Source organism: Sphingosinithalassobacter sp. CS137 (assembly GCF_014334115.1).
GTDB lineage: Bacteria > Pseudomonadota > Alphaproteobacteria > Sphingomonadales > Sphingomonadaceae > Sphingomonas.
Map to the genome: position 1 here is coordinate 1,594,373 of NZ_CP060494.1, position 23,215 is coordinate 1,617,587.

The 23,215-nt window shown below is 67.5% G+C and carries 24 protein-coding genes; 13 read left to right on the plus strand and 11 right to left on the minus strand.

The window, feature by feature from the left end; all coding sequences use genetic code 11:
* Positions 1-25 precede the first annotated feature (25 nt).
* Positions 26-1,657: an alkaline phosphatase D family protein gene (locus tag H7V21_RS07855; protein ID WP_188056259.1), complete on the minus strand. Its 1,632-nt coding sequence runs from the start codon at positions 1,655-1,657 to the stop codon at positions 26-28.
* Positions 1,658-1,769: 112 nt separating this feature from the next.
* Here H7V21_RS07855 and H7V21_RS07860 point away from each other — a divergent pair, with 112 nt between their 5' ends.
* From H7V21_RS07860 to H7V21_RS07870, 3 genes are read left to right on the plus strand one after another with little or no spacing between them, the layout of a single operon-like run.
* Positions 1,770-3,476 carry a dipeptidyl-peptidase 3 family protein gene (locus tag H7V21_RS07860; RefSeq protein ID WP_188056260.1) on the plus strand — a complete coding sequence of 569 codons (1,707 nt, stop codon included), beginning with the start codon at positions 1,770-1,772 and terminating at the stop codon, positions 3,474-3,476.
* A gap of 19 nt (positions 3,477-3,495) precedes the next feature.
* Positions 3,496-4,950, plus strand: coding sequence for a hypothetical protein (locus H7V21_RS07865; RefSeq protein ID WP_188052983.1), 1,455 nt, complete (start codon positions 3,496-3,498; stop codon positions 4,948-4,950).
* On the plus strand, positions 4,947-5,693 hold the full coding sequence (locus H7V21_RS07870; protein WP_188052984.1) for a DUF2334 domain-containing protein: 747 nt from the start codon (positions 4,947-4,949) through the stop codon (positions 5,691-5,693). The genes H7V21_RS07865 and H7V21_RS07870 overlap by 4 nt, the downstream gene beginning before the upstream one ends.
* Here the strand turns inward: H7V21_RS07870 and H7V21_RS07875 are convergent.
* The 3 genes from H7V21_RS07875 to H7V21_RS07885 are packed head-to-tail and all read right to left on the minus strand — an operon-like array spanning position 5,669 to position 8,350.
* Positions 5,669-6,877, minus strand: a complete 1,209-nt coding sequence (locus H7V21_RS07875; RefSeq protein WP_188052985.1) for a glycosyltransferase — start codon at positions 6,875-6,877, stop codon at positions 5,669-5,671. The genes H7V21_RS07870 and H7V21_RS07875 overlap by 25 nt on opposite strands.
* A gap of 10 nt (positions 6,878-6,887) precedes the next feature.
* Positions 6,888-7,418, minus strand: coding sequence for a DUF2141 domain-containing protein (locus H7V21_RS07880; RefSeq protein WP_188052986.1), 531 nt, complete (start codon positions 7,416-7,418; stop codon positions 6,888-6,890).
* On the minus strand, positions 7,415-8,350 hold the full coding sequence (locus H7V21_RS07885; RefSeq protein ID WP_188052987.1) for a hypothetical protein: 936 nt from the start codon (positions 8,348-8,350) through the stop codon (positions 7,415-7,417). Before H7V21_RS07885 ends, H7V21_RS07880 begins: the two co-directional genes overlap by 4 nt.
* A 177-nt stretch (positions 8,351-8,527) precedes the next feature.
* Between H7V21_RS07885 and H7V21_RS07890 the strand changes: the two genes are divergently transcribed.
* Entirely contained in the window at positions 8,528-9,622 is a 1,095-nt protein-coding gene (locus H7V21_RS07890; RefSeq protein ID WP_188052988.1) for a glycosyltransferase, read from the plus strand.
* Here the strand turns inward: H7V21_RS07890 and H7V21_RS07895 are convergent.
* The 7 genes from H7V21_RS07895 to pyrE are packed head-to-tail and all read right to left on the minus strand — an operon-like array spanning position 9,607 to position 16,063.
* Positions 9,607-11,670: a TonB-dependent receptor gene (locus H7V21_RS07895; protein WP_188052989.1), complete on the minus strand. Its 2,064-nt coding sequence runs from the start codon at positions 11,668-11,670 to the stop codon at positions 9,607-9,609. The two genes, H7V21_RS07890 and H7V21_RS07895, sit on opposite strands and share 16 nt — an antisense overlap.
* A complete protein-coding gene (maiA, locus tag H7V21_RS07900) occupies positions 11,670-12,296 on the minus strand; it encodes a maleylacetoacetate isomerase (protein WP_188052990.1) in 627 nt (208 codons plus the stop codon). The genes H7V21_RS07895 and maiA overlap by 1 nt, the downstream gene beginning before the upstream one ends.
* 21 nt (positions 12,297-12,317) lie before the next feature.
* Complete coding sequence (locus H7V21_RS07905) at positions 12,318-13,460, minus strand: AI-2E family transporter (protein WP_188052991.1); 1,143 nt, start codon at positions 13,458-13,460, stop codon at positions 12,318-12,320.
* Positions 13,457-14,341, minus strand: a complete 885-nt coding sequence (lepB, locus tag H7V21_RS07910) for a signal peptidase I (protein ID WP_188052992.1) — start codon at positions 14,339-14,341, stop codon at positions 13,457-13,459. Before lepB ends, H7V21_RS07905 begins: the two co-directional genes overlap by 4 nt.
* A gap of 3 nt (positions 14,342-14,344) precedes the next feature.
* Positions 14,345-14,752, minus strand: a complete 408-nt coding sequence (gene acpS, locus H7V21_RS07915) for a holo-ACP synthase (protein WP_188052993.1) — start codon at positions 14,750-14,752, stop codon at positions 14,345-14,347.
* Between the two features lie 4 nt (positions 14,753-14,756).
* On the minus strand, positions 14,757-15,485 hold the full coding sequence (locus H7V21_RS07920) for a pyridoxine 5'-phosphate synthase (RefSeq protein ID WP_188052994.1): 729 nt from the start codon (positions 15,483-15,485) through the stop codon (positions 14,757-14,759).
* Positions 15,482-16,063, minus strand: coding sequence for an orotate phosphoribosyltransferase (gene pyrE, locus H7V21_RS07925; protein WP_188052995.1), 582 nt, complete (start codon positions 16,061-16,063; stop codon positions 15,482-15,484). The genes H7V21_RS07920 and pyrE overlap by 4 nt, the downstream gene beginning before the upstream one ends.
* Positions 16,064-16,257: 194 nt before the next feature.
* On the opposite strand from pyrE, the gene coxB reads away from it, so the two are divergent.
* From coxB to H7V21_RS07970, 9 genes are all read left to right on the plus strand, one after another.
* Complete coding sequence (gene coxB, locus H7V21_RS07930; protein ID WP_410482655.1) at positions 16,258-17,451, plus strand: cytochrome c oxidase subunit II; 1,194 nt, start codon at positions 16,258-16,260, stop codon at positions 17,449-17,451.
* A gap of 3 nt (positions 17,452-17,454) precedes the next feature.
* Positions 17,455-19,137 carry a cytochrome c oxidase subunit I gene (ctaD, locus tag H7V21_RS07935; RefSeq protein WP_188052997.1) on the plus strand — a complete coding sequence of 561 codons (1,683 nt, stop codon included), beginning with the start codon at positions 17,455-17,457 and terminating at the stop codon, positions 19,135-19,137.
* A gap of 85 nt (positions 19,138-19,222) precedes the next feature.
* The gene (locus H7V21_RS07940) at positions 19,223-19,669 is read left to right on the plus strand and encodes a hypothetical protein (protein WP_188052998.1); all 447 of its coding nucleotides are present in this window, start codon (positions 19,223-19,225) and stop codon (positions 19,667-19,669) included.
* An 11-nt stretch (positions 19,670-19,680) separates the two neighbouring features.
* Positions 19,681-20,586: a heme o synthase gene (locus tag H7V21_RS07945; RefSeq protein ID WP_188052999.1), complete on the plus strand. Its 906-nt coding sequence runs from the start codon at positions 19,681-19,683 to the stop codon at positions 20,584-20,586.
* Positions 20,583-20,729 carry a hypothetical protein gene (locus H7V21_RS07950; protein ID WP_188053000.1) on the plus strand — a complete coding sequence of 49 codons (147 nt, stop codon included), beginning with the start codon at positions 20,583-20,585 and terminating at the stop codon, positions 20,727-20,729. The genes H7V21_RS07945 and H7V21_RS07950 overlap by 4 nt, the downstream gene beginning before the upstream one ends.
* Entirely contained in the window at positions 20,726-21,259 is a 534-nt protein-coding gene (locus tag H7V21_RS07955) for a cytochrome c oxidase assembly protein (RefSeq protein WP_188053001.1), read from the plus strand. Before H7V21_RS07950 ends, H7V21_RS07955 begins: the two co-directional genes overlap by 4 nt.
* 34 nt (positions 21,260-21,293) lie before the next feature.
* Positions 21,294-22,133: a cytochrome c oxidase subunit 3 gene (locus H7V21_RS07960; RefSeq protein WP_188053002.1), complete on the plus strand. Its 840-nt coding sequence runs from the start codon at positions 21,294-21,296 to the stop codon at positions 22,131-22,133.
* 1 nt (position 22,134) lies between these two features.
* Complete coding sequence (locus H7V21_RS07965; protein ID WP_188053003.1) at positions 22,135-22,521, plus strand: DUF983 domain-containing protein; 387 nt, start codon at positions 22,135-22,137, stop codon at positions 22,519-22,521.
* Complete coding sequence (locus tag H7V21_RS07970; protein ID WP_188056427.1) at positions 22,521-23,177, plus strand: SURF1 family protein; 657 nt, start codon at positions 22,521-22,523, stop codon at positions 23,175-23,177. The genes H7V21_RS07965 and H7V21_RS07970 overlap by 1 nt, the downstream gene beginning before the upstream one ends.
* Positions 23,178-23,215 lie beyond the last annotated feature (38 nt).

A 23,215-nucleotide genomic window follows, 5' to 3' on the forward strand; every position in this document is an offset into this window, starting at 1 on the left:
GCCGGCGATGCGGGCAGGCGTTCGCCTACCCCGCCATCGCTCTCGCTCGGCGCAGCACGGTCGCGCTGTGACCCACCCGGGCCGCGAGGCTGCGCTGGAGGATCGTGTCGACGAAGACCCAGTCGTTGGTCGCCCGCTCGGGCGTGAGCGTCAGCGCCATATAGCCGCGGTTCGACGTGTCGCACCATTTGAGCTCGGGGTTCGCCTCGACCATGCCACGTGCGATGACCGCGGGATGGGCCGCGGTCGCGCTCTCATATCCCGGCGAGCTCACGCTGTGGCCGGCGAACTCGACGCCGGCCGGCCGGCCTTCGTGCATCAGATCGAACGCCCAGGCATTGTGGCTGTCGCCGCACAGCACGATCAGCTCGGCGTCCATCGCCTGCGCTGACGACAGGAATCGCGCCCGCGCTGCCGGATAGCCGCCCCAGCTGTCCATGTTCGACGGCAGCCCCGCCTTGCCCGCCAGGATGCCCGCCTGAACATAGGCCTGGGTGCGGGCTGGCGCGTCGGGCGATAGCCAGCCTGCCGCCGCCTCGGGAACCTTGGTGTCTCCCAGGATGGTTCCGAAGCCAACGAGCTGCCACCGCTGCCCGGCCCGGACCGAACGCGCCATCGCCGCCGCCAGCCATGCCTCCTGCTCGGTGCCGAGCATCGTCATCGCCGGATCCCGCCAGGCGCCGTCGCGGAACTCGGCGAGCGCCTGCATCGGGTTCGACTGCTGGAACAAGGGGCCGAGGTTGCGCGGCTCGGTGCGGCCGAGCAACCGCGTCTCGGTGCGGAAGAAGGTGGCGAGACTGCCGATGTCGTAGCTGCCCCACGGCGCGTCAGAGACGGGCATCCATTCGCGATAGACCTGCATCGCCAGCTGCTTGCGGACGCTCCAGTCGCCCTCTTCCTCGGGCTGGTGGTTCTGCGCGCCGCCCTCCCAGCTGTCGTTGGTCGATTCGTGATCGTCCCAGGACGCGAGCATTGGCTTCACCCGATGCAGCTCCTGCAGATCGGGGTCGCTGCGATAGCTGGCGTAGCGCAGGCGATAATCGGCCAGCGTGATCATCTCGCTCGCCGGCTCGGGCCAGCGGCCGTCGACTGCACCGCCCGCGGGCGCATAGCCGCTGCGGCCATATTCGTAGAGATAGTCGCCGAGGTGGACCCACAGATCGATGTCGTCCCGGCGCGCGGCATGGCCATAGGCGTTGAAATAGCCGAACGGGAGATTCGAGCAGGAGAAGACGGCGATGCCGTAGCGCGCCACATCCCCCTGCGGCAGCGTTTTGGTGGTCCCGACCGGCGAGAAGCTGCCGTCCGGCGCCACGAACCGGTAGAAATAGGAAGTGCCGGGCGCGAGGCCCTCGACCGTGATCTTGGCGGTGTGATCGCGCCAGGGGCCGGTCGTCATCTGGCCGCCGCCTGCGATCCGGGCGAAATCCTCGGTCTGCGAAAGCTCGACCTTGAGGTCCGCCGCGCCGCTGCCAGCAGGCACATAGCGGGTCCACAGCAGTACCGAGTTCGCCGCGGGCTCGCCCGAGGCGACCGAATGGGTGAAGCCGGTCGCATCCGCCACGCTGGGCGTCTTCGCGAAACCGGGCACGGCAAAGGCGCCGAGCCCCAGCGTTCCGGTGAGCACGAAGGAACGGCGATCGATGCGAAGCGTCATGTGGCAATCTCCCTGGGTCGGCCGCTGCTTGCCTCCGCCATGTGGCGGGTTCGTGACAGCAGCGGAGCACAGCGCTAGAGCGTTGCCCAGCCCGTCATTCACGAGGTCCGCGATGCGCCTGCTCCTGCTCTCCCCCCTGCTTCTGGCGAGTGCCGCCTGCACCCAAAGCCGCGCGCCGATGGATCCGCTCGGCCCCGGCGTCGGCTTTCGCGATTCTGTGGCAGTGCCCGACCCGATCCCCGCGGGGGTCAACGCCGACGCGCGACTCGCGAAGCTGGCGCGGATCGAAATGAACCCGAACACCGCCTTCCTGAATGCCGAGGAGCGGCAGGTGGTGAACCTGCTGATCGACGCCTCGCAGCTGATGTCCGAAATCTATCTGCGCCAGCGCGACCCGCGCAATCCGGAGACGCGGCTCGCCATCTCGCGCACGCGCCGCGCCGATCGCGATCAGGTGCTGGCGCTGTTCGACCGCTATTTCGGACCCTGGGACGAGCTGGACGAGTTGCACCCCTTCTGGGGCGGCGCGGAGATGCCCGAAGGCGCGGGCTTTTATCCGCCCGATCTGACGCGTGCCGAATTCGACGCCTATCTGACCGCGCATCCCGACCAGCGCGAGGCGCTGACCAGCCCCTACACTGTCGTTCGCCGCGACGGCGACCGGCTGGTCGCCATTCCCTATTCGGTCGAGTATCGCGAGTGGCTGGAGCCTGCGGCACAGCTGCTCGAAAGGGCCGCGGCGATCACCACCAATCCCAGCCTGAAGCGCTTTCTCACCCTGCGCGCGCAGGCCTTCCGCACCGATGACTATTTCGAGAGCGAACTCGCCTGGATGGACCTCACCGGCACGCCGATCGAAGTCGCGATCGGGCCCTATGAAGTCTATACCGATCGGCTGATGGGGACGAAGACGGCGTTCGAGAGCTTCGTGACGCTGAAGGATCCCGAGGAAAGCGCCGCGCTCGACAAGTACAAGGGCTATCTGCGCGACATGGAGGCGAACCTTCCCATCGAGGATCGCTACAAGAATTTTCAGCGCGGCTTCGAAAGCCCGATCGTCGTCGCCGATCAGGTGCGCGGCGGCGGCGACAATGTGCCCGGCGTGCAGACCATCGCCTTCAACCTGCCCAACGACGAGCGCGTGCGCGAGGCGAAGGGCGCGAAGAAGGTGATCCTGGCGAACGTGCTCGCCGCCAAATACGACCGGATCCTTGGACCAATGGCACCGCTGGTGCTCGTCCCCGAGCAGTCGGGCCTCGTCGCCGAGAAATATATGGAACTCGAGACGCTGTTTCACGAGCTGTCGCACAGCCTGGGGCCGGGCACGATCACCGTCGATGGTCGCGCCACCACCGTGAACGAGATGCTGCGCGACCAATATTCGGCGCTGGAGGAAGCCAAGGCCGATGTGATGGGCGTGTGGAACATCCTGCTGATGATGGAGAAGGGCGAACTGCCCGCATCCGAAGTCGAGCAGCTCTACGCCACCTATCTCACCGGCATGTTCCGCGCGATGCGCTTTGGGATCGAGGAAGCGCATGGCCGCGGCGCCGCGCTTCAATATGGCTATTTGAGTGACAAGGGCGCCTTCGCCTGGGATGCGGCGGCGGGCCGCTATCGGATCGACATGGCGGCGATGCAGGGCGCGGTGCGCGACCTGCTGCACGACATGCTGATGCTGCAGGCGACCGGCGACTATGAAGGCACGCGGGCCTTCTTCGATCGCTGGGCGCGCCTCGATGCGCATGCCGAAGGCGTGATCGCTTCGATGCGCGACATCCCCGTCGACATTCTGCCGATCTATCCGGACCAGGTCTGACGAAGGCCCGACGCGCGACATGACGCTTCTCGACCGGCTGGGCGCGGCGCCGCGCTGGGCCGTGCTGCTGACGGTCGCGCTGGCGGCGCGCGCGATCACCTTCGGCAATCCGATCCTGCACGTCGACGAGGAATTCTACTTCGTCACTGCGCACGCGATGCTCGACGGCGCGCTGCCCTATGTCGAGATCTGGGATCGCAAGCCGATCGGGCTGTTCCTGCTCTATCTGCCCGCCGCGTTGTTCGGCTATCCGCTCGGCATCTGGGCCTATCAGGCGATGGCGCTCGTCGCGGCGGTGGCGACGTCAGTGCTGATCGGGCGGCTGGCGGATCGGGCCGGATGGAGCCGCGGCGCTCTGTTCGCGGGAGTCGCCTATCTCCTGTGGCTCAACCTGTTCGAAGGCCAAGGCGGCCAGGCGCCGGTTTTCTACAATCTCCCGATGGTACTCGCTGCCACGCTGATCGCGCCGGGTGGCCCGGAGGACGCGCGGCGCCGGTTCCGGCGCGGGCTGCTCGCGATGCTGCTCGTCGGAATCGCCATCCAACTCAAATATTCGGCCGTGTTCGAAGGCTTCTTCTTCGGCCTGTGGCTGCTGTGGCGCGAATGGCGCATCACGCGCACCGCGCTCTACACGATGCTGCGCGGCGCCGCCTGGGCCGCCGTCGCGCTGCTGCCGACCGTCGCCGCGCTCGGCTATTACTGGCTCATCGGCCATACGGAGGCGTTCGTCTTCGCCAATTTCACGTCGATCGCGCTGCGCAATCGCGATCCGGCGATCGAGCTGCTGGGCAACCTCGCCGAGATCCTGCTGATCGGATCGCCGCTGATCGCGATGTGCGTGCTCGCATGGCGCTGTCGCGGCGGCGATCCGGCTGCACGGCCGGTGCAGCAGTGGCTGTTCGCCTGGGCGCTCGCGGCGCTTCTCGGGCTGCTCGCCTTCGGAAGCTGGTTCAATCATTATGCGCTGCCGCTGCTCGTTCCCGGCTGCGCCTGCGCCGCGGGATTCGTCGCGGCCCACCGCAGCGGGATGAAGGTGGCGCTGCCGCTGCTCGTGCTGCTGTTCCTCGGCGGGCAGGCGCTGCTGATCGCCAAGCGCGCCGGACGAGGCACGCCTGCCGAATTCACCGCTCTCGCCGATGCAGTGGGCAGCGGCCCCGGATGCCTGCACGTCTATTCGGGCAATACGATGCTCTACGTCGCAACGGGGCGTTGCGCGCGCAGCGCATGGCGCTTTCCAAGCCATCTGGGCCGCACGCGCGAGCGGGGTGCGATCGGCGTCTCGCAATCGGCCGAGCTCGAACGCATCCTGGCAGAGCGCCCGGCGATGGTGGTCGTGCGCAACGCCTATCGCGGCGAACGGCCGGAACAGCGCGCACGCACGCTCGCGGCGATGAACGACGGCTATCGGCTGCGCGCAGTGCGGCCGCTGGGCGACCAGCAGGTTGCGGTCTTTGCCCGGAGCGAGGCGCGATGACCGCCGAACGCCGGCTGCTCGCGTCGATTCACGATGTGAGCCCGCGCTTCGAGTCGCAGATCGATGCGCTCGTCGATCGATTGTCCGCGCGGCTCGGCGGCACGCGCTTCGCGATGCTGGTGGTGCCGGATCATTGGAACCGAGCGCCGCTCGCCGCCGATCGCGGATTTCAGGCGCGGCTGCGCAATTGGGCCGATGCGGGTGTGGAGATGTTCGTCCACGGCTGGTCGCATCTCGACGACAGCAGCCATGCGAATGCCGCCGATGCGCTGCGCGCACGCCACCTGACCGCCGGCGAAGGCGAGTTCCTGGGCCTTGACCAGGGCGAGGCGCTGCGCCGCATGCGCCGCGGCAAGGCGCTGATCGAAGAGGTGATCGGCAGGCCGGCGGCCGGCTTCATCGCGCCTGCCTGGCTCTATTCGGAGGGCACGCGCAGCGCACTGACGGAAGCAGGCTTCGCGCTGGCCGAGGATCATCTGCGGGTCTGGCGCCCGGCCAGCGGCGCAGTGGTCGCGAAGGGCCCGGTCATTACCTGGGCCAGCCGCAGCCGATCACGCCAGCTCAGCTCGCTGGCCGCCGCCGCCGTGCTGCGCCAGGCGATGCGGCGGGCGCCAATCGTGCGGGTTGCAGTGCATCCGGGGGATACGAGCGTGCCGCGGCTTCTGGAGAGCATCGATCGGACGCTCGCCACGCTGCTGCGCGGGCGGAAGCCCGGCCGTTACGAAGCGCTCGCCGCCAGCTGAGGCGGCGGCGCGACTCCGAGCCGCTTCGCGTCGACCAGCGTGGCGTAATAGTCGACCAGATCGCGTGCGTGATCGGTGTCGGTGCGCACCTGCCCGGCGGCGTGGCGCGCCGCGGCACGCAGGATCGCCGGTTCGCGAGTGAACAGTCGCCGGGTCGCCTCCGCGGCGGACCGCGCGTCGCAGGCCCTGTAGGTTTCGGCGAACAGCGGGTCCGCGATCTCCGAACAGCCGCCTTCATCGGGCACGATCAGCGCGAGCCCGGATGCGAGCGCCTCGGAGCCGACCAGCCCGAACGTCTCGGTTTCGTTGCCGTGAATCAGCGCGTCGCAGCTCGCCATGATCCGCGCCAGCCGGAGCCGGTCGTACACCGGCGCGAACAGCCGCACATGAGGGCTGTCTGCAGTGCGCCGCTCGATCGCGCGCCGGTCCACGCCGTCGCCGATCAGCACGAGCCCGATCGGAAGCGTGGCGGCGGCCGCCTCGACTGCATCGATCACCATCGGCCAGCGCTTTTCCGGATGATGCCGGCCAAGCCCGAGCAACAAATGCCCCTCCGGCGGCAGGCCGCACTGCTCGAGCAGCGCCGCACGCAGCTTCTCGTCCCGCAGCGCGGGCGAGAAATAGCCGCGGTCAATCCCCAGCGGCTCGGCGCGATCGACCGGCAGACCACGCCGCTCGAACCGGCCGCGCATCGTCTCGCTGTTGGTGACGACCGCGTCGAACTTGGCCAGGAAGCGCCCCATGTAGCGCGAATAGAAGCCGAACATCTCCTCGACCCGGCGCGGCGAGGCGACTCCTTCGAGCCAGCGCTGGGGATAGGCGGCGATATTGTCGTTGTGCGTGAAGAAGACCTTCACTGCGTCGCCCTTCCAGTCGCCGACGATCCACGCCGGCCGCCAGGGCGAACTGGTCTCGACGACATCCGGCTTCAGCCGGTCGAGCAGATCGGTGATCGGCGCCGCATCGTAGAAGATGCCATAGTTGCGATCGAAGATCAGCGGCGGCGCCTTGATCCAGTGGATCACGCCGCCGCCAGGCCGTTCCTCGATGCGATTCTCGCGCGCGGGCGCGACGACGATCAGTTCGTGGCCCATCTCGGCCAGGATCGTCATCTTGCGATCGAGATAGGTGCGAACCCCGCCGCCGGTGGGCGAGTAGAACTCGTTGACGTCGACGATCCGCACCGGGCGCTCCTCAGTCGTCCAGCGGCGAAAAGCCGCCGAGGCCGCGCAGATACTGAACTCGGATGTTTGCGACGGTAACGCCGCTGCCGACGTTCACGATCGCCTGCTCGACCTTGGGCCGGCTGCGGCCGAGCCGCTGATCGCTCACGAAGCCCGCACCGTCGCGCCAGAAATTGAACTTGTTCTTTCCATCGCGATCATGCGTGAAAAGCAGCGCATAGCGGCCGGGGCCGGGCACGCGGATGCACATCGCGATGTCGCCAGAAGCCGGCGTATCGGCCCAGACCCGGCGGAAGGTGCGGCCATCGCGGATCAGGTCGCGATCGTCGCGCAGAAAATCCTCTTCGGTGGCGGGATAAAGCTCGAGCTTCAGCCGGCCGGTGCGGTCGCGCAGGCCCGCGATATTGGCGCGGATCGCCGGTCCGCCGCCGGTGCAGGCCGCCGCGTCGCTCCCCAGGATCCGCTGCGCCGAGGCGGGCGCGGGCACCAGCATCGCCGCGGCGATCGCCGCCATAGCGAGTTTCGTGGTGGTCGTGATCATTGCTTCCTCATCAACGATTGAAGGCCGAAGCCGCCGATGAGCACCACATGCACCAACAGAGTTAGCGCTGCGGTGAACGCGAGCAGCTCGGACACCGCCTCTCCCTGCCCGATGAGGAGGATCGCGAAATTGGCGAAAAGGAGGTCCTTGTTGGGCACGAGCGGCAGGCGCGACACCAGCAGCCGCCCCGCGACGAGGAACAGCCAGACCAGCACCGACACGTCGGGCAGCGCGAAATACCAGGCGAAGGCCAGGAAGATCGTGCCCGAGACGATCCGCGCGCACTGGACGCCGAAGATCCACCAGAGCGTGGGCCGCGCAAGCGAGAAGACGCGCTTGGAGAAGATCACGAACGGCACGATCATCGCGACGAGCAGCGCGACCGAGCCGATCAGCATCCGCTGATCCCCCTGGGTCAGCAACTGCAGCCCGAAGGGCAGCGCAATGGCGACGATCGCCAGCGTGACGGCATGGCCCGCCATCGCCGAGAGGATTGCGACATCCTTCACCGCGCCGAACGGAGCGGCCACCATCTTCGTGCGCTGGCGGGCCCAGGCATAGAAATAGGCCTCGCCCGAATAGCCGATCAGCACTTCGTTTGAGATGCGCTTCTTGTGGAGCGCGATCATCCCCGAAGCGGGAATCCGCCACAGCTTGCGAAAGATCACGAAATCGAAGGTCGGCGGACCAAGATAGAAAAGCGCGAAGGAAATCCAGAAGAAGGGGCTGCGCGGGATCGTCCGCGAAAGGCCGGCAAGCCCCGAACCGAGCAGCTCATATGCGAGCGCCGCAACCATCAAGAGCGACAGCGCCGCCCCAAGGACCAGCGGCCAGCGGCGGCGGATGCGCTCGATGGGCTGGAGCCCCGCGAGGTCGGGAGTTTCCGGAAGCGCGGTTCCCGCCGCCAACGGTACATTCAACGAGGCATCCATGCCTGAGTCGTTCCTCGATCCGCCAAGCGGCGCGCGTGTTGTCGGAGGTATTCGTCGGTCCATTCCAGCGCCTTGACGACCCCCTTCAAGGCGCCCGTGCACGTCCGCGCTGCATTGCAGCGAATTACGGTTACATGAAGAGTGGATTTGGGCGCTAGAAAGGCACTTCGCAAGCCCATGCCCGATTCGCCCCCCCGCACAGCCGAACGTATCGCGACGATCGCCCAGACGCTGGAAGGCGGAGGAGTGGAACGCGCGATGCTGCGACTCGCGCGCGGATGGATCGATGCTGGACGCGAAGTGACGCTGATCGCCGGCCGCGCGACAGGCCCGCTCGCGGCCGAATTGCCGGACGGAATTCACATCGAGGAAATCGGCGATTCGCGCTATCGCACACTCTATGCGCTGCCGCGCTTCCTCGATCGGCTGCGTCCCGACCTGCTGTTCTGCCCCGGCAATCATTATACCAGCTTCGCCGCCTGGACGCGGCTGCGCATGGGCAGCGCCTGCCCACCGATCGTGGCGAAAGTTTCCAATGCACTGGTGCGATCCGAAATGCGGGGAATCGAGCGGAGGGGCTATCCCCATTGGCTGCGCCTCCACCCGCGTTTCATCGACCGGTTCGTCGCCATGTCGCCTGCGATGGCCGCGGAAACGGCGCGCGAGATGCGAGTCGATCCCGCGCGCGTCTCAGTGATCGCCAATCCGCCCGCGCGGGCGCTCGCCGAGGCTGCGCCCCTGATGCTGCCGGCAGGCCGCTATCTGCTCGGCGCCGGGCGGCTGGAGCCACAGAAGCGCTGGGATCGGCTGATCGAGGCGCTGCCGCGGCTGAAGCGGGACGACGTCTCGCTGCTGCTGCTTGGCGAGGGCAGCCTGCGGCGGGCACTCGAGGCGCAGGTGGCTGCGCTCGGCCTGCGCGATCGCGTGCACCTGCCCGGCCATGCCGCCGACCCGCTGCCGGCGATCGCCCGCGCGCAGGCAGTGGTGCTCACGTCCGACTATGAAGGCGTTCCGGGCGTGCTGCGCGAGGCGCTCGCGCTCGGAACGCCGGTGGTGACGACCGATTCGAGCGTTGCCATCGCCGAACTGGTGCCGACGCCCGGCCACGGCAGCATCGTGCCGCCCGGCGATGCCGAGGCGCTGGTCGCGGCGCTCGACCATTGGCTGGCGCCGGAACGGCAGCGACCCGAACCGCTCGCGCAGACCGGGCCGGATTCGGTCACAGCCTATCTGGCGCTGTTCGACGAACTGGTCGCTCAGCGCAGCCGATAGCGCAGGCCGATCCACAGCGTGCGCGGAGTCGCACGCTCCAGCACGTCGCTGATCCCGGTCTCGACCCGCTCGTCGAACAGATTCTCCGCGCGTCCCTCGATCAACAATGCATCCGTGATCGGCAGCGCCGCGACGGCATCGAGCGTCACGGCCTCGGCCAGCCGCTGGAGATTGCGATCATCCTCGTACTGGGGACCGATGTAGCGCAGCGTGAGCGAGCCGCCCGCGCGATCCCGCCACCAGCCCGCCGTCGCCGAGGCGCGGTGCCGCGCGGTCTGTGCCGGGCGCAGCCCGTCGAGCGGCGTCGCCGCGCCCGAGGCGTCCACGCGCGCATCGATGAAGGAATAGGAGGCGGAAACCAGCCAGTCGCCCGGCCGCCAGCGTGCGTCGAGCTCGACGCCCTGCGATTGGACGGCGTCGAGATTGCGCCGCTGGCTGTAGGTGCCCGCCGCCGACACGAAGCCGACTCCCGGAAAGCTGCCCGGCCCGCTGGCGAGCGTTACGTTTGCAACCGCATTTTCCAGCCGGCTCCAATAGCCGGTGAGCCGTAGCAGCACCGCTTCGCCCGGCGCCCAGTCGACCCCCGCCTCGGCGCCGGTCAGCCGCTCCGGCGCCAGATCGGCATTGGCGGCGAACGCATCGGCACCGACCCGATACGGGCGATAGAGTTCGTTGAGCGTCGGCAGCCGCCAGCCCCGATAGGCCGCGGCGCGCAGCGTGACTCCTTCGTGCACTTCATAGGCCGCTCCCAGCCGCCCGGTGGCTTCCCATCCCTCGCGCGGTGCGAAGCGCGCGTCGGTGAGCGGGGCGCCGCCCGCGAGCGGCTGTTCGATCAGTCGCCCCTCCCCGATCCGCCAATGATCGAGCCGCCCGCCCGCGTTGAGCGTGAGCGGCCCTGTCTCGTAGCTCGCATCGGCGAAGGCGCCGAGAGTGAGGCTGTTGCCGCCCGCCTCGCGCCGCCGGGCCGGATCGAGGCCAGTGAAGATATAGCGCTCCTGCGTCTCGCCCTCGACGCGCCGCGCATCGGCCCCGAGCCGCAGCGACAGCGCTTCGCCGACCGGCGGCGCGACTTCGAGCCGGGCGCCGAGGCCGGTGGAAGGCACATTATATTGCTGGAGCGCCGGGTTCGCCTCCGTCCGCGCATCATTGACGCTGGCGAAGCCGCTTTCGAGAACGCGGGTCTGGACATAGGCGAGCGCCGACCAGCCCCATGCGCCGCGTCCGACCACGCGCAAGCTGGCGTCGACGCCCTCGCTCTTCACATCGGTGAAATCGACGCCGCGGTCGCGGTGATCGACGAAGCCGGAGAGGTTCGCCTGAAGCTCGGTGTCGCCGCCGATGTCGGTGACGCCGCGCAACGCCAGGCTCGCCTGTTCATAGGGCGCGGTGCGGTCGACCGGCCCGCGATCCTCGGCGACGATCGGCGCGAAGCCGTCGCCGCGGGCATATTGCCCGGCGAGCGTGACGAAGCCGCGGCCCAGTTCGGCGGCACCGGTGCCGACCAGATCGATGCTGTCGCGGCTGCCGTAGGCGCCCCGCAGGTCGAGCGTGCCAAGTTCGCCCGGTCCGGCGCTGAACAATTCGACGGTCCCGGCGAGTGCGCCCGGCCCCGCATAGCCGCTGCCGCCGCCGCGCGTGACGCGGACTCGGCCCAGCCGCTCGGGCAGATAGGCGGGAAACGCCACCCAGCCGCCGAACGGATCGGCCTGGGGCACGCCGTCGAGCAGCAGCAGCGCGCGGCTGGAGGCATTGCCGCCCAGCCCGCGCAGCGTGATTCCCTGCGCCGTCGGGTGCGCCGAGCGCGAATCGGCGCGGCGGAACTGAGCGACGCCGGCGACATCCGCGAGCACATCCTCCAGCCGGCCGCTAGCCGTATTCGCCAGCCGCGCACGCTCCACTTCGGCGACGGCGTAGGCAGCCTCGCCGGGAGGTGCCTCGAGCCCTTTGCCGGTGACGGTGATGACCGGTTGAGCCTCCTGGGCGAGCGCAGGCGTGGCAACGAACAGCGCGGCGGTCGCCGCAGCGGCCTTGCGTGGCGTTCCCTTCATCAGTCCGGCTTCACGGCGTCGGGATGTGCGTCGGCGAAGGCAGGCAGCTCGGCTGCGGCGGCTTCCGCGCGCAACAGCTTGGGATAGCTGTCGAGCGGCGCCTCGAACCGACGTGCGTTGTAGAGCTGGGGTGTGAGGAACACGTCGGCGATGTCCGGCCGGTCGCCGCCGAGGAACGGTCCCTCGCCCGCCATCGCCTCGAGCGCGGCAAAGCCCTCGCCGATCCAGTGGTGGATCCATTCGGTGCGCCGCGGCTCACCGATCTCGAGCTCCTGGGTCAGCCAGCGCAGCACGCGCAGATTGTTGAGCGGATGGATGTCCATACCGATCACCATCGCGCGGGCGAGCGCCGCCGCACGGGCATCGGGCTCGGCGGGGATCAGGCGCGGCTCGGGATAACGCAGGTCGAGCCATTCGATGATCGCGAGCGACTGGGTGAGTATCAGCCCGTCATCCGTCTCAAGCGCCGGCACGAACCCCTGCGGATTGCGCTCGAGATGCTCGGGCGTGCGCTGCTCGCCGTTGAGCAGCGAAATCGCACGCCGCTCATGCACGATTCCCTTCAGATTGAGTGCGATCCGCACGCGATAGCTGGCGGAGGAACGATAGTAATCGTGCAGAATCATTGATGCAGTCCCTCCGGTCGATCACCCAACGGCGGCATCGGGCGGCGGTTCCTCCGGCGAAGCCACGATACGGCCGCCGCGACGTCCGCGTCGTCGCCCGCGCCGCCGCCGCGATTTCGCGGAAACCTGCGATTCGCGCTGCAGCGCCACCTTGATCATCGCCAGCATCGGATCGGCGAGCGCGAGGCCGAGAACGCCGAACAAGGTGCTGAACAGGATCTGGGAGGACAGAGTCAGCGCCGGGGGCAGGTCGACCGTGCGGCGGGCGACCATCGGGATCACGACATAGCCGTCGAAGGTCTGCACACCGAAATAGATGGCGATCGCCCAAAGGCCTTCGCTGGTGCCAGCCGAAAAGCCGACCGAGACCATCAGTACGCCGCTCACGAAGGCGCCGATGTTGGGAATGAACGCCAGGATACCGGTGATGATGCCGAGCAGCAGCGCCATCGGCACTCCGGCGAGCCACAGCAACAGCCAGGTGACCACGCCCTCGAACAGCATCCCCGCCAGCCGCCCGGCGAGCAGCCTGCGCATGTTGGTCGCCATCGCGGTGATGGTGATCGCGAACTCGTCGCGCTCGGCCACCGGCACCATCCATTGCAACCCGCGATCATAGATGCGCGGCTCCATCGCCACGAACAGTCCGATGATCATGATCATCAGCAAGGTCGCGCCCGCGCCCAGCAGCGAACCGACCGCCGAGGTAAGCCGTCCGATCGAGCCGAGCACCTGCTGCGCCAGTCCGGAGAAATCGGTGGGACTCTCCATCAGTCCGAGATCGACCGCCAGCCGCGCGATGCGATTCGATTGGGCCTCCAGAGTCGCGCGCAGCTGCTCCGCCTGCTCCACGATCTGCACGCCCATCGCATAGAAGGTACCGCCGATGAAGATCGTCACCAGCATCACGACGAGCGCGAGCCGGACCGGCCGGGGGAGCGGCGCGACTCGGCCGAGCAGCCGAACGCCGCCGTCGAGCATCGAAGCGAAGACGAGACCGCCGAAGATGATCAGCAGCGGATGGATCAGCAGGACGACCAGCCCGATCGCCACTGCAAGGCCGAACCACACCGATGCGCGCTTCAGCTCGGCCCGGATCACCGGGTCGCGCATCTCGTTCGGCCCCGGCTCCTGATAGACGGAAACGGAGTCGTCTTCCCTCATTGGCGCGGTGGTTCCGCGCGCGCCGGGTGGAGCGTCTGGCCGGCGCGCCCGGCACGGAACGATTCGAACCAGGTCAGCGGGTTCCAGCTCGCGGTGCCGTCGAGCGAAAAGGTGATGAATTCGGCACGGCCGCCGACATTCTCCCACGGCACGGGTCCGCCCAGACCGCTGTCGGCCAGCGCGTAGCGGCTATCAGCCGAATTGTCGCGATTGTCGCCCATCAGAAAGACATGGCCCTTGGGCACGCGGACCGGGCCGTAGTTATCGCCGGGGCTCAGGCCGATATCCACCGTGTCGTAGCTGCGCCCGTTGGGCAGCGTCTCGCGGAAGATCGGCAGCCGGCAATAATCGCGGCCGTCCGCGCCGGTGACGAGCAGCCCGCGATATTGACGCGGCTCGCAGCGGGTGTTCGCGTCGACCGGCACCATGCGGTCGCCCATCGCCGTGCGCGGCACTGCCCGGCCGTTCAGGATCACCGTGCCGCCGCGCACTTCGATCGTGTCGCCGGGCAGGCCGATCACGCGCTTGATATAGTCGGTGTCCTTCCCCGGCGGAGTCGCGATCACCACGTCGCCGCGCTCGGGCAGGCTGCCGAACAGCCGCCCGGGGATAAACGGAAGCAAATGAAAGGTCGGCGTGATGAACGAGAAACCATAGGGATATTTGGTCACGATCAACCGATCGCCGACGAGCAGCCCCGGCATCATGGATTCGGACGGAATGTAGAAGGGCTTGGCGATCAGGCTGTGGAAGCCGAGCACCGCGAGCACGAGCCAGAAGATGCCCTTCACCTCGGCCCACCAATCGGTGCCGCGGCGCGCTTCGGCATTTTCCCGGCTGTCGATCTCGTTCCGCTCCAACGCCAAATCGTCCGCGGCCATCCACTATCCTTCTTGCGCCAGCGCCTCGATCACCACCAGCGCCATCGCCCATGGATGGTCGTCCGTGAGCGTCAGATGTACGCGGGCGAGGTGGCCAGCGGGGACGAGCGCGTCAAGCCGCGCGCGCGCTCCGCCGGTCAGCGCCAGTGTGGGCGCTCCCGATCGCGCATTTACCACACCGATGTCCTTCAGGAACACGCCCTGCTTGAACCCGGTGCCAACCGCCTTCGAAAAGGCCTCTTTCGCGGCGAACCGCTTTGCCAGAGTCGCGGCATAGGTGTGCGGCCGCCGCTTCGCCTTCGCTAGCTCGGTTTCGGTAAACACCCGGTTCTCGAACCGCGTTCCGAAGCGATCGAGCGAATTTTGGATCCGCTCGATATTGCAGAGGTCTGAGCCCATGCCGATGATCATGCGCTCACCGCGCCTCGTCCATCAGGCCGCGCATCCGCCGTACGACCGGCACAAGCCCGTCGAAGATCGCCTCGCCGATCAGGAAATGGCCGATGTTCAGCTCGGCGAGCTGGGGAATCGCCGCGACCGGGACGACATTGTCGAAGGTGAGGCCGTGGCCGGCATGCACTTCGATCCCGTTCTTCGCCGCCAGCGCCGCCGCGTCGGAAAGCCGGCGCAACTCGTCCGTCTGTTCGGCCCCCGCCAGTTCGGCATAGCGGCCGGTGTGCAGTTCGACCACGGGCGCGCCCAGCCGGATCGCCGCATCGATCTGCCGCGCATCGGGCTCGATGAACAGCGACACGCGGCTGCCGTTGTCGCGCAGCCTGGCGACCATCGGCGCGAGGTGATCGTGCTGCCCCGCCGCGTCCAGCCCGCCTTCGGTGGTCCGCTCCTCGCGCTTTTCGGGAACGATGCATACCGCGTGGGGGCGGTGGCGCAGCGCGATCGCCAGCATCTCGTCGGTCGCCGCCATTTCGAGGTTGAGCGGAATCGGCAGCCCTTCGGAAAGCCGGGCGATATCGTCGTCGGTGATGTGGCGCCGGTCCTCGCGCAGATGCGCGGTGATGCCGTCCGCCCCCGCCTCGGCCGCGAGCAGCGCCGCCCGCACCGGATCGGGATAGCCCGATCCGCGTGCGTTGCGCACGGTGGCGACGTGATCGATGTTGACGCCGAGGCGCAGGTGCCCGGTCACGCCGGTACCCGGCTTCCGGGCTTCACCGCGGGAATCGCGGCCAGCTCGGGCGGAAGCTGATCGGCGGGATAGGCGGGCACGTCCATCTTGAGCAGCGAGACGAGCGGCACGCCCACATCCGCGGTTCCATTCGATCGGTCGACGATGCACGCCGCGCCGAGCAGCGTGGCGGGATGCTTGCGGATCGCGGCGAGGCACTCGCGCGACGAAAGCCCGGTTGTGACGATATCCTCCACCATCACCACGCGCGCGCCCTTGGGAATCTCGAATCCCCGCCGCAGCTGGAATTCGCCGTCCTCGCGCTCGACGAACACGGCCTTGCAGCCGAGCGCACGCGCCGTCTCATAGCCGGGAATGATGCCGCCGATCGCCGGTGAAACGACCAGATCCACTTCGCCGAACGATTCGCGGATCGCCGCGCCAAGCGCGCCGCAGACCCGCTCGGTACGCACCGGATCTTCGAAAATCCGCATCTTCTGGAGAAATACGGGGGACCGCAGCCCCGAGGAAAGGATGAAATGTCCCTCCAGAAGCGCGCCCGCATCGCGGAACTCCGCCAGAATCTCGTCGCCGGTCACCAGATGCTTTCCGCTGTTCGAACGGCCGCGACTCTTAGGCTGCGCCTTGACGTGTCGCAACCACGGGAAGAAAGGGGCCGTCACAAGCTTGAGACACGCGGGTTGCGCGCGTATAGGCCCTTGCAATCAGGAATTCTCCTGCCCCTTGCGGCCGGCCGACGGCGCTCCTGAAAGGGTGATACGATACGATGCGCATGCCTGGGTTGACTTCGATTTTCCTCGCGGCGGGACTGGTGCTGGCGGGTCCCGCCACCGCCCAGACCGAGCCGTCCGCCACGCCGACGACGGCTGCGGGCGCTCTCGACGTGCCGGCCGCGACGACGCCGCCGGAATATATGGGCAATACGCCCCCGGTCACTGCCGCGGCTCCGCTGCCGGAAGCGCCGGGCGCCCTTCCCGATCCCACGCTGCGCGCAGACGGCTCTCCGCTGCTTCAGGCCGCTCCCGGTTTCGGCCAGCCCGCCGACCGCGAAATCGGCCTGCAGAGCCAGGTCACGCCCACCGGCCGCGAGGCGCACTGGTTCCACAACCAGGTACTGCTCCCGCTGATCGTGTTGATCTCGCTGATTGTGCTGGCGCTGCTGGTCTATGTCGTGATCCACTATCGCCGCGCCGCCAACCCCACGCCGTCGCGGACCGCGCACAACACGCTGGTCGAAGTCGTCTGGACGCTGGTGCCGGTGCTCATCCTGCTGGCGATCGCGGTCCCCTCGATCCGCCTGCTCGCAGCGCAGTATCGCCCGGCGCCCGACAATGCGGTGACGCTCAAGGCGATCGGCAACCAGTGGTTCTGGTCCTATGAATACCCCGATCACGGCGGCGTCTCGATCGTGTCGAACATGCTGCGCGAGCAGGGCGAGGTCGAAGCCGGCCAGCGCTATCGCACCGATGCCGACGGTCCGCGCCTGCTCGCCACCGACAACCGCGTCGTGCTGCCGGTGGGCGTGCCGATCCGGCTGATCACCACCGCCACCGACGTGATCCACAGCTGGGCGATCCCCGCCTTCTGGGTGAAGCTGGACGCGGTGCCGGGCCGCCTCAACGAGACGACCTTCACCATCGAGCAGCCGGGCCTCTATTTCGGCCAGTGCTCGGAACTGTGCGGCGCGCGCCACGCGTTCATGCCGATCGCAGTCGAAGCCGTTGCGCCCGAAGTCTTCGCGCAGTGGATCCGCGCCAAGGGCGGCACCATGCCCGAGGCCGACTCCCCGTCCGATGCTCCGCCCATGCAGCCGGGCGCCGACGAGGGCGACACCACCACGACCCCCACCGAAACCATCGTTCCCAACGTCACCAACGTGACCATCGACGACACCGTGCGGACCGTCCCCGTCACCGACGCGGCGGCGACCCAGAACGGCGGCGGCCTCGGACAGACGGACCAGTAAGACATGACCGACACGGCTCTCACACCCAACCGCTTCGAAGCGCATGGCGATCCTGCGCACGACCATCACGACGAGCATGTTCCGGGCTTCTTCGCCCGCTGGTTCATGTCGACCAACCACAAGGACATCGGCACGCTCTACCTGATCTTCGCGATCATCGCGGGGATCATCGGCGGCGCGATTTCCGGCCTGATGCGCTGGGAACTCGCCGAGCCGGGCATCCAGCATCTCCAGTGGATGGCCAGCATGGCCCATGGCGGCGAGCAGACGTTCGACGAGGCCATGCACTTCTGGAACGTGCTGATCACCGCGCACGGCCTCATCATGGTGTTCTTCATGGTGATGCCGGCGATGATCGGCGGCTTCGGCAACTGGTTCGTTCCGATCATGATCGGCGCGCCGGACATGGCGTTCCCGCGCATGAACAACATCTCTTTCTGGCTGCTCGTCCCCGCGTTCCTGCTGCTGCTCGCCTCGCCGTTCGTCGGCGTCGGCGCGGGCGTGGGCTGGACGGCCTATGCGCCGCTCTCCACCTATGGCGAGCCGGGTCCCTCGGTCGACATGGCGATCCTGTCGCTCCACCTCGCGGGCGTCAGCTCGATCCTGGGCGCGATCAACTTCATCACCACCATCTTCAACATGCGCGCGCCGGGCATGACGCTGCACAAGATGCCGCTGTTCGTGTGGTCGGTGCTGATCACCGCCTTCCTGCTGCTGCTGGCGCTTCCCGTGCTCGCCGCTGCGATCACCATGCTGCTCACCGATCGTAACTTCGGCACCGGCTTCTACGACGCCTCGGTCGGCGGTGACCCGATCCTTTACCAGCATCTGTTCTGGTTCTTCGGCCACCCCGAAGTGTACATCATGATCCTGCCGGGCTTCGGCATCGTCAGCCAGATCGTCGCGACCTTCAGCCGCAAGCCGGTGTTCGGCTATCTCGGCATGGCCTATGCCATGGTCGCGATCGGCCTGGTCGGCTTCATCGTCTGGGCCCACCACATGTTCACCACGGGCCTGTCGGTGAACGTGAAGATGTACTTCACTGCGGCGACGATGGTGATCGCGGTGCCTACCGGTATCAAGATCTTCTCGTGGATCGCGACGATGTGGGGCGGCTCCATCAGCTTCAAGACGCCGATGCTCTGGTCGATCGGCTTCATCTTCATGTTCACCGTGGGCGGCGTGACCGGTGTCGTGCTCGCCAACGGCGGCGTCGACGACTATATGCACGACACCTATTATGTGGTCGCGCATTTCCACTATGTGCTGTCGCTGGGTGCGGTCTTCGCGCTCTTCGCCGGCTTCTACTACTGGTTCCCGAAAATGTTCGGGCGGATGTACAACGAGGTTCTCGGCCAGGTGCACTTCTGGGTGTTCTTCGCCGGCGTGAACATCCTGTTCTTCCCGATGCACTTCCTGGGCCTGCAGGGCATGCCGCGCCGCTATCCCGACTATCCGGACGCCTATGCGCACTGGAACGAGATCGCGAGCATCGGCTATGTCATCATGGCCGCAGGCATGCTGGTGTTCTTCGTCAACCTCATCATGTCGCTGGTCGGCGGGCGCCGGGCCGAAGGCAATCCGTGGGGCGAAGGCGCGACCACGCTGGAATGGACGCTTTCCAGCCCGCCGCCGTTCCACCAGTTCGAGACGCTGCCGGTGATCGAGGACGACAAGCACCACTGATCGCACGGCAACTGCAACCGCAGGCGCCCCGGGGGAAACTCCGGGGCGCTTTGCTGTCGGGCACGTGCTGGGGCATACAGTTATCATGGCCAAGCATTCGGTGCCCGACTGGTCCGCGATCACGGACTATAGCGCGCTCCACGACGCCTCTCGCGACTGCACCGCGCTCGACGAGCCGGGCTTCTTCGCCGGGCCGTTCCGGCGGTTCCTGGAAATCGGGGCCACGCCCGACATGGCGCCGCGCGCCCGGGCGCGTGCGCTTGAATTCGGGCGGGGCGCACTTTGCGACTTTCGCGACCGCCTCGCGCCCGCTGCGCGCGCCGGGTTCGAGCGCCGGGCGCTCGATCGCGCCCGCGCCTGGTTCGCCGACAAGCCCGACGGCGACTATATGGTCGAGGTGCTGGAGGGCGTTTCCAACCACAATTGGCGCGGCCCGATCGAAGAAGAGACCGAAGAGGATGCCCCGTCCCCGCCGCCGCCCCGCGCCCGACGACGAATCCTGCCTTTTCTCCGCGGCTTCCGAGGCCTATAGGGCAGCCGATCATGACTCCCGCTGCCTTGAACCCCGTGGCACTGCCGGCCGACTGGCGCGATTTCCTCGCGCTCACCAAGCCGCGCGTGATGACGCTGGTCGTCTTTACCGGCCTCTGCGGCATGCTCGCCGCGCCCCAGCCGATCCATCCGGTGCTCGGCTTCACTGCGATCCTGTGCATCGCGCTCGGGGCCGGAGCCGCCGGCGCGCTCAACCAGTGGTATGAGGCCGATCTCGACGCGAAGATGAAGCGGACGCAGGGACGTCCGCTGCCCGCCGGCCGGATGGACCGCCAGTCGGCGCTGCATTTCGGCGTTGGCGTGGCCGTCGCTTCGGTCGTGCTGATGTTCTTCGCGATCAACTTGCTCGCGGCCGCGATCCTCGCCGCCTCGATCCTCTTCTACGTTCTCGTATACACTGTCTGGCTGAAGCGCCGGACGCCGCAGAACATCGTGATCGGCGGCGCGGCCGGGGCCTTTCCGCCGCTGATCGGCTGGGCCGCGGCCACCGGCGAGGTGGCGCTGCTGCCGGTCCTGCTGTTCGCGCTCGTGTTCCTGTGGACGCCGCCGCATTTCTGGGCGCTCGCGCTGTTCGTGAAGACCGATTACGCCAATGCCGGCGTGCCGATGCTGCCGGTGGTGGCGGGCGAGCGCGTGACGCGGCATCAGGTGGGGCTCTACAGTCTGCCGATGGCGGCAGTGGCGGTCGCGCCCTGGCCGCTCGGACTCACCGGCGCGCTCTATGGGGTGATCGCCGTCGCCGCGACGGCGCTCTTCCTGCTGTTCGCCGCCGCGATCGCATTGCGGACGACGGGTGAAGGCGATGCGATGCGTCCCGAAAAGCGGCTCTTCCGCTATTCGATCCTCTATCTCTTCCTCCTCTTTTCCGCCGTCGCGGCGGACCGGATGCTCGCATGACCGCTCCGCACGATGACCAGCTGGATCTGATTCGCGCCCGCCAGCGCTCGCGCGCCCGCGTAATGGCGCTGCTGCTCGGCGCATTCGTGATCCTGATCTTCGCGATCGCGATCGTGAAGATCCAGGCAGGGAGCACATCATGAACCGCAACATGCGCACTGCGATGCTCGCTGCACTGGGCGTGGTCGGCATGACCGGCCTGGGCTTCGCCAGCGTCCCGCTCTATCGCGTCTTCTGCCAGGTGACCGGCCTCAACGGCACTACCCAGCGCGCGCTCGAGGCGCCCGGCGCGACCGGCGAGCAGATCACCGTGGCGTTCGACAGCAACACCGATCCACGCCTGCCGTGGAGCTTTGCGCCGGAGGTGCGCTCGGGCAAGATCGACGTGGGCGCGCGCGACATGGCCTTCTTCGTCGCGACCAACAATTCGGACGTTCCCGTTACCGGGACCGCCACCTTCAACGTCACGCCCGCGCAAGCCGGCAAATATTTCAGCAAGATCCAGTGTTTCTGCTTCACCGAGCAGACGCTGCAGCCGGGCGAAACGATGCGCATGCCGGTGATCTATTTCGTCGATCCGGCGATCCGCGAGGATCCGGACGCGCGCGACGTTCAGGAAATCACGCTTTCCTACACTTTTTACCCTGTGGATTCCGACCGGACCACGGGTTAGAGCACGCCAGAACAAGGGACCAAGGGACACGCCGATGGCCGGAGCCAAGAACCACCAATATCACATCCTGCCGCCGAGCATCTGGCCCTTGATGGGCTCGTTGTCGGCATTCGTGCTTGCCGTCGGTGGCGTCATGCTCATGCATGAGGCGGCGGGCGCCTGGTGGGTTTTCCTGGCGGGGCTGACCGGCGTGCTCGTCACGATGTTCTCCTGGTGGGCCGATGTCGTGCGCGAGGCGCATGCCGGCGATCACACGCCGGTGGTGCAGCTTCACATGCGCTACGGCATGATCCTGTTCATCGCCTCCGAAGTGATGTTCTTCGTCGGCTGGTTCTGGGCCTGGTTCGATTTCGCGCTCTTCCCCTCCACGGTCGAAGTGGTCGGCGGTCAGTGGCCACCGGTGGGCATGGAAGTGATCAGCGCCTGGGGGCTCCCGCTGCTCAACACGCTGATCCTTCTCTGCTCGGGCACCACCCTCACCTGGTCGCACCACGCGCTGATCCACAACAATCGCAGGGACGCGATCAACGGCCTGTGGATCACGATCATCCTGGGCCTGATCTTCACGGCGATCCAGGCCTATGAATATATCCACGCGCCCTTCGCCTTCGAAGCAACCTCCACCGATCCAATCGGCACTTCGTTCGGCGGCGCCTTCTTCATGGCGACCGGCTTCCACGGCTTTCACGTGATCGTCGGCACGATCTTCCTGATCGTGAACCTGATTCGCCTCTACAAGGGCCACTTCACCCCCCGCCAGCATTTCGGCTTCGAAGCGGCGGCCTGGTATTGGCACTTTGTCGACGTCGTCTGGCTGTTCCTGTTCGTGTCGATCTACGTCTGGGGCTTCGCCGGCGCGCCGGTTCACGGCTGACATGGATGAAGGAGCCGGTACCGGGCAGGAACCGGCTCCTGCCGATGCGGCGCTGAAGGGCCTGTGTCCGCGCTGCGGCGCGAATACGCTCTTCCGAAGTTATCTCGCCTTTGCCGATCGCTGCCGCGCCTGCGGGCTCGACTTCTCGGCGTTCAACGTCGGTGACGGGCCGGTCGTGTTCCTCACCCTCGGCATCGGCACGATCGTCACCATCCTGGCGCTGATTCTCGAACTGGCCGCCGAGCCGCCCTTCTGGCTCCACGCGCTGCTCTGGATTCCGCTCACGCTGGCGCTGGTGATCGTGTCGCTGCGCTACACCAAGGCACTGCTGCTCGCGCTCGAATACAAGAACGCCGCGCGCGAAGGCCGGCTGCGGCGCGACACGTGATTCCGCGGCTGCCGATCCTGCCGACGCTGCTCGTCGGCCTTGCCGTGGCCGCCATGATCGGGCTCGGCCTGTGGCAGCTCGACCGGCGCGAGTGGAAGGAAGCGCTGATCGCACGCTTCGAAGCCAATCTCGAACGGCCGCCGATCACCTTTCCCCGCCCGCCCGTGGGCGAGGAGTATCTCTATCGCCAGGCGCACGCCTTCTGCCTCGAACCGGTCGGCTGGCGCCGCCGCGGCGGGCGTAGCGCCACCGGAACCAGCGGCTATCGCTTCATCGCCGAGTGCCGCACCGGCGGCGCCGAAGGGCCGCTGCTGCTGGTCGAAGTCGGCGTCACCGCGGACCCCGTGTTCGAGCCGCAATGGCAGGGCGGCGAAATCAGCGGCACCATCGTTCCCGCTCCCGTCGAGCGTTCCGCCTTCGCGTCGATCTTTTCCACGCCCGGCCCGACGCTGCTGATGCTCGTCGCCGACACTCCCGCCCCGGGCCTTGAGGCGAGCGCCCGTCCCGATCCTGCGGGCGTGCCGAACAATCACCTCGCCTATGCAGTGCAATGGTTCGCCTTCGCCGCGATCGCGCTCGTGATCTACATCCTCGCGCTGAGACGGCGGCGGGAGCGTTCGCCCGGCAATGATGACAGCGCGACGCCGGGCACCTGAAAGCCAGAGTTTCTTGCCGCCCCCTCGGCCGATCGCTA